Origin of the sequence: Nocardia sp. NPDC058497 (assembly GCF_042720195.1) — a bacterium.
Taxonomy (GTDB): Bacteria; Actinomycetota; Actinomycetes; order Mycobacteriales; family Mycobacteriaceae; genus Nocardia.
Genome location: NZ_JBHXMY010000220.1, coordinates 1 through 8,888, shown reverse-complemented (window position 1 = coordinate 8,888; position 8,888 = coordinate 1). Strand labels below are relative to the sequence as shown.

Here is an 8,888-nt window from a genome sequence, read left to right as displayed (position 1 = left end):
GGATGGGTGCGCAGGATGGCTGTTCGGATGATGGTTCGCGGGGTTGTCGTCGCGGCGGTGACGGCCGGCGCCGCCGTGCCGGTGGTGCTGCTGGGCGCGCCGAACGCGGTGGCCGACCCGTGCCCGAACGGGACCGCGCGGGTGTTTCTCGGGGATGAGACGAACTCTTGTCAGGGGGCCGGGTCGCAGACCTATGTGCTGGCGGGTGTGTCGAAGGTGTGCTCGATGACGAGTACCGATGTGACGATCGATATCGACAGCGAGACCAAGAAGCTGCGGCGGCATGTGGAGATTCGGAACGGGCAGTGTGCGTCGTTCCAGCTGCGGGGGCAGACCGGCGCGACAGTTACCGTCACGCCGAACTGAGAATTGCGCTGAGTAGGGTGCGGGATCCACTGTGCTACAGCGGATCCCGCCGACGACTACTCGCCCTCGGCCGACTCCGGCGCGTCCTCGGCGGACTCCAGCGCGGGTGACACCGCGGCGGGTCCCCCTTCGAGCAGCAACCGGAACCCGTCCTCGTCGAGGATCGGCACGCCGAGTTCCTCGGCCTTGGCAGCCTTCGAGCCGGGCGCTTCGCCGATCACCACGAACGCCGTCTTCTTCGAGACAGAGCCCGCCGCCTTGCCGCCGCGGATCAGGATCGCTTCCTTGGCGCCGTCGCGGGTGAAGGTTTGCAGGGAGCCGGTGACGACGATGGACAGGCCGTCGAGGTTGCGTTCGATGGAGTCGTCGCGTTCGTCTTCCATGCGAACACCGGCCGCACGCCATTTGTCGACGATGGCGCGGTGCCAGTCGACGGTGAACCATTCCACGACCGCGGCGGCGATGGTGGGGCCGACGCCGTCGGTGGCCGCGAGTTCTTCGCCGGTGGCCGCTTCGATGCGCTCGAGGCTGGCGAATTCGGCGGCGAGGGCGCGGGCTGCGGTCGGGCCGACGTGGCGGATCGACAGACCGACGAGCACCCGCCACAGCGGAGTGTCCTTGGCGGCGTTGAGGTTTTCGAGCAGGCGGGCGCCGTTGGCGGAGAGCGCGCCGTCCTGTTTGGTGAACAGCGGGACGCCGAGCAGGGCCTGCTCGTCGAGCGAGAACAGGTCACCTTCGTCGGTGATGGCGCCCGAGGTGAGCAGGGCGTTGGCGGCTTCGTAGCCGAGGGCTTCGATGTCGAAGGCGCCGCGGCCCGCCAGGTGGAAGACGCGTTCGCGCAGCTGCGCCGGGCAGTGCTGCTGGTTGGGGCAGCGGATGTCGGCATCGCCCTCCTTGGCGGGCGCCAGCTCGGTACCGCATTCGGGGCAATGTGTGGGCATCACGAACTCGCGTTCGGCGCCGGTGCGGGCGTCGACGACGGGACCGAGGACCTCGGGGATCACGTCGCCCGCCTTGCGGATGGTGACGGTGTCGCCGATCAGCACGCCCTTGCGCTTGACCTCGGAGCCGTTGTGCAGGGTAGCCATGGCGACGGTCGAGCCGGCGATGGAGACCGGCGCCATCACCGCGAACGGGGTGACCCGGCCGGTGCGGCCGACATTCACCTCGATATTGAGCAGCGTGGTGGTGGCCTCTTCGGGCGGGTACTTGTAGGCGATGGCCCAGCGTGGCGCGCGGGATGTCGAGCCGAGGCGGCGCTGCAACGCCATCTCGTCGATCTTGATCACCTGGCCGTCGATCTCGTGCTCGATATCGTGACGGTGCTCGCCCCAGTAGGCGACACGCTCGATGACCGCGTCGATGCCCTTGACCAGGCGGGTGTGCTCGGAGACCGGCAGGCCCCAGGCGGCCAGTGCCTGGTAGGCCTCGTGCTGGGACTGCGGGCGGTAGCCCTCGATGCGGCCCAAGCCGTGACAGATCATCCGCAGCCTGCGCGCAGCGGTGATCGCCGGGTTCTTCTGGCGCAGCGAACCGGCGGCGGTATTGCGCGGATTCGCGTACGGCGGTTTGCCTTCGGCGACGATCTGGGCGTTGAGGGTCTCGAAGTCCTCGAGCCGGAAGTACACCTCGCCACGCACTTCGAGAAGTTCCGGGATCGGGAAATCCTCGGTCGCGGTGAGTTCGGTCGGGATGTCTTCGATGGTCCGGGCGTTGAGGGTGACGTCCTCACCGGTGCGGCCGTCGCCGCGGGTGGCGCCGCGCACCAGCTTGCCGTTCTCGTACACCAGGTTCAGCGCGACGCCGTCGATCTTGACCTCGCACAGGTAGTGCAGGTCGGGACCGGCCTCGGCTTCCACCCGGCTCGCCCAGGTGCGCAGCTCGTCGTAGTCGAACACGTTGTCCAGCGACAACATCCGTTCGAGATGGTCGACGGCGGTGAAGTCCGTGGCGAACCCGCCACCGACGAGCTGGGTCGGCGAATCCGGCGTGCGCAGGTCGGGGTGCGCGTCCTCGAGAGCCTGCAACTGCCGCAGCAGGGTGTCGAACTCGCCGTCGGTGATGATCGGCGCGTCGCGCACGTAGTAGCGGAACTGGTGCTCGCGCACCTCGTCCGCCAGCTGCTGCCACTGCACCCGCTGCTCGGGGGTCGCGCCCGGCTCGGCACTCACGGAAACCACGCTGTCACTCACCTGTCGAACAGTAGTCGAGCCCACCGACACTTCCGCCGACCGTTCCCGCACGTCGCAGGGCTCATTCCGGGGCGATGACCTCGACCGTGGGGAAGTAGGTGCGGTACCTCGCCGCATCGCGCGTAAGCAGTCGGTACCCGCTGATCGCGGCGTGTGCGCCGATGTAGAAGTCGGGCAGCGGCGACCGCTTCTCGCCGCCCCGCCGACGGTAGACGAGGAACGCCTTGGCAGCGAGGAAGGCCGCATCCCACGGCAGTGGCTCACGATCGAAGGATTCGGGCGGCAACGCGGCCTCCAGCGCTTCCTTTGTCGCGTAGCCGATCGAAACCTCCGCGTAGATCAGCGGATTGATGACCACCCGGCCGACATTGCGTGCGGCGGACAATTCGGATGCCGACCATTGTTCCCAAGTCGGGTCGCCATCCAGAACATCGATGAGCACACAGCTGTCGACCAAGGTGGCTCGCCGCAGCGCGGTGACCGCGTCAGTCACGCAGCAATGCCATGATCTCGTCGGTCGTCAAGCCTGCGACATCGGGGTTGTCGAAACGATGCCGACGCATCTGGCGAACAAGCCGTTCGCCGGGACTATCCGCACCGCCGCTCACCACGATGCGCAACGTGCCGCCGTCATCGATGACATCGAGCTCGTCGCCTTCTCGCAGATTGAACCTCGACCGGAGCTCAGCCGGGATGGTGACCTGGCCGTTCGCGTTCATCCGCATGTCAGCCTCCATCTAATAGGCAAGTATGTAATAGATGATAGCTCGGTAGCTCACCCGGCGGAAACGGCTATTCGAAGGTGATCGACTCCGGTTCCTCGGCGAAGGCGCGGGCGACATCACTGGTGAGCGCGAGCGCCTTGCGCGACCATGACAGGGGCGCGCCTGCCAGCCCGCAGGACGGGGTGACCAGGATCCGGTCGGCGAGGACGCTGCGCGGGAAGCCGAGACGGTCGATCAGGCGGACACCGGGTTCGGCGACGTCGCGCCAGGTGATCGGTGTGGCCGGAGCCTCGGTCGGGGTCAGGCCGAGCGCGACCTTCTTCCCGGAGTCGAGGATCTCGCCGAGCGTGTCGAGGTCGGCGGTGGTGAGGGTCGAGGCGTCGAAGGAGATCCCGGTGGCGGCGGTGCGGCCCAGCGTGGTGAGGGCGGGGCGGGATGCGCAGGTATGCAGCAGGACCGGCGCGGACTGGGCGTTGATCACCGTATCGAGGATGTGCAGCGCCTCGGGTTCGGGCAGCGCGCGAATGGTGTTCAGGATGCTCGGCCCCTTCAGGGAGCCGTCGAGCACTGTGGTGAGCCGGGGTTCGTCGAGCTGGATGACCACCTCGGCGCCGAGTCGTCGGCGGACCTCCGCGGCGTGCCGGACCAGCCCTTCGGCGAGTGACTCCGAAAGATCGCGCACCGCACCGGAATCGGTGAGGATGCGGTGTCCGCCGGGCAGTTCGACCTCGGCGGCGAGGGTGAGCGGGCCCGCGGACTGGAGTTTCACCACGCGGCCCGTACCGGCCAGACCCGCTGTCTCCCAGGCTTCTTCGATGGCGTCGAGGTCGGCGTGCAGGAGATCCCTGGCGCGACGCGACACCGCGCCGGGGCGGGCGGCCAAGCGGTAGCCGCGGGTCGTGGAATCGAAACGCAGGTCGACGAGCAGGGCCGAGACCCGGCCGATCATGTCGGCGCCGACACCGCGATCGGGTAGCTCGACCAGGTGCGGGAGGTCGGGCAGCTCGCCGATGATCGTCGCGGCGGCCTCGCGGGGGTCGGTGCCCGGCCAGGAGCCGATCCCGGTGGCGATGCCGGCGACGAGCGGGTCGACGGGTTCCGGTGCGGCGGCTTCGTGCGAGGTCTCGCTACGCCAGAGTGTCACGCGCTCAACACCTTTCGTATCATCGAAACTGAGCCATCACCCGGACGGTGCGGACGTCACGCTCCACGGACCGCGCCTCGCCGACTCGTGCGACGCACGGACCGCCGGTCACCATCCTGCCCCGCACCACCGCGGGCGCCGACGCCGGGCATGCGCTGAGCATTCACTGAACGCTCCGACGGGCCGGATGTCGACCGATCGGCGCGAGAGTGAACGGTGCGCGCAGTGGTCGACAGGATCGTCGGCGGTGACTGGGGCCCTAGATCGCATCCGCCGAGACGCCGGCGCGGTCGGTGCCGTTGATCGTGCCGCTACCGACCACGGTGTCCCCGCCCTCGGCATCCGGCAGGTAGAGCACGATCGCCTGACCCTTGGCGACACCGGTGAGCGGTTCACGCAACCGGGCGACGAACCCGTCACCCTCGGGCTCGACGACGGCGGGCGCGGTGCCGCCGTGCGCGCGTACCTGCACGACGCACTCCACCGGCTCGCTGGGGCGCACGCCGGAGGTCCAGATAGCGCGATCGGCCGTGACGACGTCGACCTGGAGGTCTTCCACCGAACCGACGCTGACCGTCCCGGAATCGGGATCGATACCGGTCACATAGCGCGGCTTGCCGTCGGCAGCGGTGTGGGTGAGGCCGAGACCCTTGCGCTGGCCGACGGTGAATCCGTGCACACCCTCGTGCTCACCGAGGACGGTGCCGTCGGAATCGACCAGCGCACCGGGACGGATGCCGATCTTGGCGCCGAGGAAGGCGCGGGTATCCCCGGAGGGAATGAAGCAGATGTCGTGGCTGTCGGGCTTGTTCGCCACGGCCAGGCCACGCTCGGCCGCTTCCTCGCGGATCCGCGGCTTCGGGGTGTCGCCGACCGGGAACATCGCGCGCGCGAGCTGCTCGGCGGTGAGCACCGCGAGCACATAGGACTGATCCTTGTCCGCGTCGACCGCGCGGCGCAGCACGCCGTCGGAGAGCCGGGCGTAGTGACCGGTCACGACGGCGTCGAAGCCGAGGGCTTGGGCGCGATCGGCGAGGGCGGAGAACTTGATCTTCTCGTTGCAGCGCAGGCACGGGTTCGGCGTCTCGCCCGCGGCGTAGGCGGCGACGAAATCGTCGATCACGTCTTCCTTGAAGCGGTCGGCGAAGTCCCAGACGTAGAACGGGATGCCGAGCACGTCGGCGGCGCGGCGCGCGTCACCGGCGTCCTCCTTGGAGCAGCAACCGCGCGAACCGGTGCGCAGCGTGCCCGGCGTCGCCGACAGCGCCAAGTGCACCCCGACCACCTCGTGGCCGGCGTCGACGGCCCGCGCCGCGGCCACCGCCGAATCGACGCCACCACTCATCGCGGCGAGTACTCGCATCAGGCACCTCCTCTAGCGCCGGCCATGCCCGCGGCTCTGGCCCGTTCGATGACCTGCGGAAGAACGGTCAACAATGTCTCGATATCGGCCCCGGTCGAGGTGTGGCCCAGCGAGAACCGCAGCGAACTGCGGGCCTGCCACGGCTCGACACCCATCGCGATCAGCACATGACTCGGGGAGGCCACGCCCGCGTTGCAGGCCGACCCGGTGGAGCATTCGACACCGGCGGCGTCGAGCAGCATGAGCAGCGAGTCGCCCTCGCAGCCGGGGAAGGTGAAGTGGGCGTTGCCGGGGAGGCGACGCTCGTCGACGGGCCCGTTGAGCACCGCGTCGGGCACCGCGGCCAGCACACCGTCGATCAGCTGCTCGCGCAGCACGCGCAGCTGCTCGGCGCGCGCGGGCAGGTCACCGACCGCTTCGCGCAGCGCGGCGGCCATGCCGACGGCCGCGGCCACATCGGAGGTGCCCGAGCGCAGGTCGCGTTCGTGTCCGCCGCCGTGCACCAGCGGCACACACGGGACCTGCCTGCCGAGCAGCAGCACGCCGATACCGTGCGGACCGCCTGCCTTGTGCCCGGCGACGCTGAGCGCGGCCAGCCCGCTCGCGCCGAAATCGATGGGGAGCTGGGTCACCGCCTGGATCGCATCACTGTGCATCGGGACGTCGAATTCCTGTGCGACAGCGGCCAATTCGGCGATCGACTGGACGGTGCCGACCTCGTTGTTGGCCCACATGACACTGACCAGCGCGACCTCGTCGGCCTGCTCGGCGAGCACCTCGCGCAGCGCGTGCGGCGAGACGACACCCTCGGCGTCGACGGGCAACCAGGTGACCCGCGCGCCCTCGTGCTTCTCCAGCCACTCGACCGCGTCGAGCACCGCGTGATGCTCGACCGCGCTGGTGACGATCCTGGTGCGCCGCGGATCGCCCGCCCTGCGCCCCCAGAAGATGCCCTTGACGGCCAGATTGTCGCTCTCGGTGCCACCGGAGGTGAAGATGACCTCCGACGGCCGCGCCCCCAGATCGGCCGCGATCGACTCGCGCGCCTCCTCCAGCGACCGCCGTGCGGCCCGCCCGGATCCGTGCAGCGACGAGGCATTACCCACCGTGCTCAGCGCAGCCATCATCGCCTCGACGGCGGCGGGCAACATCGGAGTGGTCGCCGCGTGGTCGAGGTAGACCGTCTTGGGCGCACCGTTGACCGGACCCGTATAAGCCGACTTCATGACCGACAAAGCCTATATCACCGCTGACCTGGGCATCTTCGGGGTCCACCCCTGCTCTCTACGAAATTTCTACGATTTACCCACGATCCTCAACCCGCGCACCGCCATCGGGTATTCCCGGATCAACACCCCGATCAGCTGAGTTCGTCCACTACTCTTCCGGCGATTCCGAATTCGAATAACCGCTGATGTGGGAGGGTGCGGTCCATGCTGATCGAATACGGGGTGTGGGTCACGCGGTTGGCGCTCGCTGTGGTGTTCGGGTTGTCGGCCTGGGGAAAACTGGCCGATCGCGCCGGTACGCGGCAGGCGGTGGGCGAGTTCGGGGTGCCGGTGCGGTGGGTGCCCGCCGTGGCATGGGGGCTGCCGGTCGCCGAGGCGGTGGTGGCGGTCGGCGTCGTCCTGCCGTGGACTGCGGCCGCGGCGGCAGTCGGCGCGCTGGTCCTGCTGACGGTCTTCACGGTGGTCATGGCCGGCTTGTTGCGGCGCGGCAAGCGCCCCTCGTGCTCCTGCTTCGGCGCAGCGAGTACGACGCCGATCGGCGCGCGCAGCATCGCGCGCAACGGTGTGCTGATGGTGCTCGCGGCATCGGTCCTGTGGGGCGCGCTGGCCCATCCCTCGGTGCCCGCGGGACTGGCCGCCGATGCCGCGACCGGACTCGCGCTCGGCGCGCTGCTGTGCGGGGTCCTGGCGTGGCTGGTCGGCCAGGTCGGTGTGCTGCGGCGGCGCCTGGACGAGCAGGCGCTCTCGACGCTGGGCGCCGAGGGCTTGCCGGTCGGCTCGGTTGCACCGGAGTTCGAGTTGCTCGACGTCGCGGGTGCCCGCACGAATCTCGCGGACCTGCTCTCGGCGGGTCGGGCAGTGCTGCTGGTGTTCGTGCATCCGGGCTGTGAGCTGTGCGCCGCGCTGGCCCGCGAGCTGCCGCGGTGGCGGGCGCGCACGGCCATGACCATCGTCGCCGTCGGGAACGGCGACGCAGCCGAGCAGGCCGTGTGGGGTATCGAACAGGGTCTGGGCGAGATCCCGTCGCTGGTCCAGCAGGGCAACGAGGCGGCGCTGCGCTACCGCGTCCGCGGTACACCGTCGGCTGTGCTGATCGACGCCGAGGGCCGAGTCGCCGCGCCCGTTGCGCGGGGCGCTATCGCGATCCGTGAATTGACTTTCGCCGGGAAGTCGATCCGAACCCAGCTTTCCTCTCGAAGCAATGGCGACCACGCCGCTATCCCCCGTCGGAACTGACCTCTCAGCCTGGTTACCGCCGCCGGAAACGGGCGCCCAGTCGAATTTTGATTGGCGCACAAAGAATTTCGTTTACAACAGCGCTCGCACGCCGATACGATATTGAGTGCTCTGATGCAGAACCGCACGCAAACCCCATCCACTACGTTTGGCAGGGAGATGTTATGGCGGACTTCGCATTCACCGATTACTCCGGCAAGGAATTCGTCATCCGGCTCAATAACGAGCAGCGCATCGAGGAAGCGCGTCGGATTCTGTCCGGCGAGGAGACGATGTCGATCCATGTCATGGGACGCATCAGGAAACGGCCGGCCGACTACAACCCGGGGTGGAGCTTCCATCTCGACCCGGACACGATCACCTTCTTCACCGTGGCGATCGAGATCTGCGACTCGGCTATCAACTACGTCGAGGAAAACCTGGACGAGGCTTGCGGCGGTTTCCTCCCGGGCTGCTTCTGGTGCCCGTGGTCATCCCGGCTCACCCGAGAGATCCGCTAGTAGCGACGCCATCGGCGGGGGGTACCCCCCCGGGTCCGGCGGGGGGGCCGTCGGGCGGGGGGGGGCGTGGGGGGTGTCGAAAACAACATGTCGCGGTGGTATAAAAAAATGTACGGGCGCCCGCCAGCATCTG

Annotated in this window: 9 protein-coding genes and 1 pseudogene; 4 read left to right on the top strand and 6 right to left on the bottom strand. The window is 68.7% G+C overall.

Features of this window, described 5'->3' with window-relative positions; genetic code table 11:
- Positions 1 to 366: pseudogene (locus ACFWPJ_RS16605) on the top strand (hypothetical protein); the annotation flags it as partial.
- Between the two features lie 56 nt (positions 367 to 422).
- On the opposite strand, the gene ligA reads toward ACFWPJ_RS16605, so the two are convergent.
- The 6 genes from ligA to ACFWPJ_RS16575 form a co-directional block, all read right to left on the bottom strand.
- Positions 423 to 2,537, bottom strand: coding sequence for an NAD-dependent DNA ligase LigA (gene ligA / locus ACFWPJ_RS16600; RefSeq protein WP_378852195.1), 2,115 nt, complete (start codon positions 2,535 to 2,537; stop codon positions 423 to 425).
- 82 nt (positions 2,538 to 2,619) lie between these two features.
- Positions 2,620 to 3,051, bottom strand: a complete 432-nt coding sequence (locus ACFWPJ_RS16595) for a type II toxin-antitoxin system VapC family toxin (protein WP_378852193.1) — start codon at positions 3,049 to 3,051, stop codon at positions 2,620 to 2,622.
- Complete coding sequence (locus ACFWPJ_RS16590; protein WP_378852191.1) at positions 3,044 to 3,283, bottom strand: AbrB/MazE/SpoVT family DNA-binding domain-containing protein; 240 nt, start codon at positions 3,281 to 3,283, stop codon at positions 3,044 to 3,046. Before ACFWPJ_RS16590 ends, ACFWPJ_RS16595 begins: the two co-directional genes overlap by 8 nt.
- A 67-nt stretch (positions 3,284 to 3,350) precedes the next feature.
- Complete coding sequence (locus ACFWPJ_RS16585) at positions 3,351 to 4,427, bottom strand: methionine synthase (protein WP_378852189.1); 1,077 nt, start codon at positions 4,425 to 4,427, stop codon at positions 3,351 to 3,353.
- A 259-nt stretch (positions 4,428 to 4,686) separates the two neighbouring features.
- Complete coding sequence (gene mnmA, locus ACFWPJ_RS16580; protein WP_378852187.1) at positions 4,687 to 5,790, bottom strand: tRNA 2-thiouridine(34) synthase MnmA; 1,104 nt, start codon at positions 5,788 to 5,790, stop codon at positions 4,687 to 4,689.
- A complete protein-coding gene (locus ACFWPJ_RS16575) occupies positions 5,790 to 7,016 on the bottom strand; it encodes a cysteine desulfurase family protein (RefSeq protein ID WP_378852185.1) in 1,227 nt (408 codons plus the stop codon). The genes mnmA and ACFWPJ_RS16575 overlap by 1 nt, the downstream gene beginning before the upstream one ends.
- Between ACFWPJ_RS16575 and ACFWPJ_RS16570 the strand changes: the two genes are divergently transcribed.
- From ACFWPJ_RS16570 to ACFWPJ_RS16560, 3 genes are all read left to right on the top strand, one after another.
- Positions 7,015 to 7,158 carry a hypothetical protein gene (locus tag ACFWPJ_RS16570; RefSeq protein WP_378852183.1) on the top strand — a complete coding sequence of 48 codons (144 nt, stop codon included), beginning with the start codon at positions 7,015 to 7,017 and terminating at the stop codon, positions 7,156 to 7,158. The genes ACFWPJ_RS16575 and ACFWPJ_RS16570 overlap by 2 nt on opposite strands.
- Positions 7,159 to 7,223: 65 nt before the next feature.
- Positions 7,224 to 8,255, top strand: coding sequence for a TlpA family protein disulfide reductase (locus ACFWPJ_RS16565; RefSeq protein WP_378852181.1), 1,032 nt, complete (start codon positions 7,224 to 7,226; stop codon positions 8,253 to 8,255).
- A gap of 164 nt (positions 8,256 to 8,419) precedes the next feature.
- The gene (locus ACFWPJ_RS16560) at positions 8,420 to 8,755 is read left to right on the top strand and encodes a calmodulin (RefSeq protein ID WP_378852179.1); all 336 of its coding nucleotides are present in this window, start codon (positions 8,420 to 8,422) and stop codon (positions 8,753 to 8,755) included.
- Positions 8,756 to 8,888: the final 133 nt, after the last annotated feature.

Coding starts and splice junctions, on each gene's coding strand:
- ACFWPJ_RS16570 (WP_378852183.1), top strand. CDS start 7,015: ATGACCGACAAAGCCTATATCACCGCTGACCTGGGCATCTTCGGGGTC.
- mnmA (WP_378852187.1), bottom strand. CDS start 5,790: ATGCGAGTACTCGCCGCGATGAGTGGTGGCGTCGATTCGGCGGTGGCC.
- ACFWPJ_RS16560 (WP_378852179.1), top strand. CDS start 8,420: ATGGCGGACTTCGCATTCACCGATTACTCCGGCAAGGAATTCGTCATC.
- ACFWPJ_RS16565 (WP_378852181.1), top strand. CDS start 7,224: ATGCTGATCGAATACGGGGTGTGGGTCACGCGGTTGGCGCTCGCTGTG.
- ACFWPJ_RS16590 (WP_378852191.1), bottom strand. CDS start 3,283: ATGCGGATGAACGCGAACGGCCAGGTCACCATCCCGGCTGAGCTCCGG.
- ACFWPJ_RS16575 (WP_378852185.1), bottom strand. CDS start 7,016: ATGAAGTCGGCTTATACGGGTCCGGTCAACGGTGCGCCCAAGACGGTC.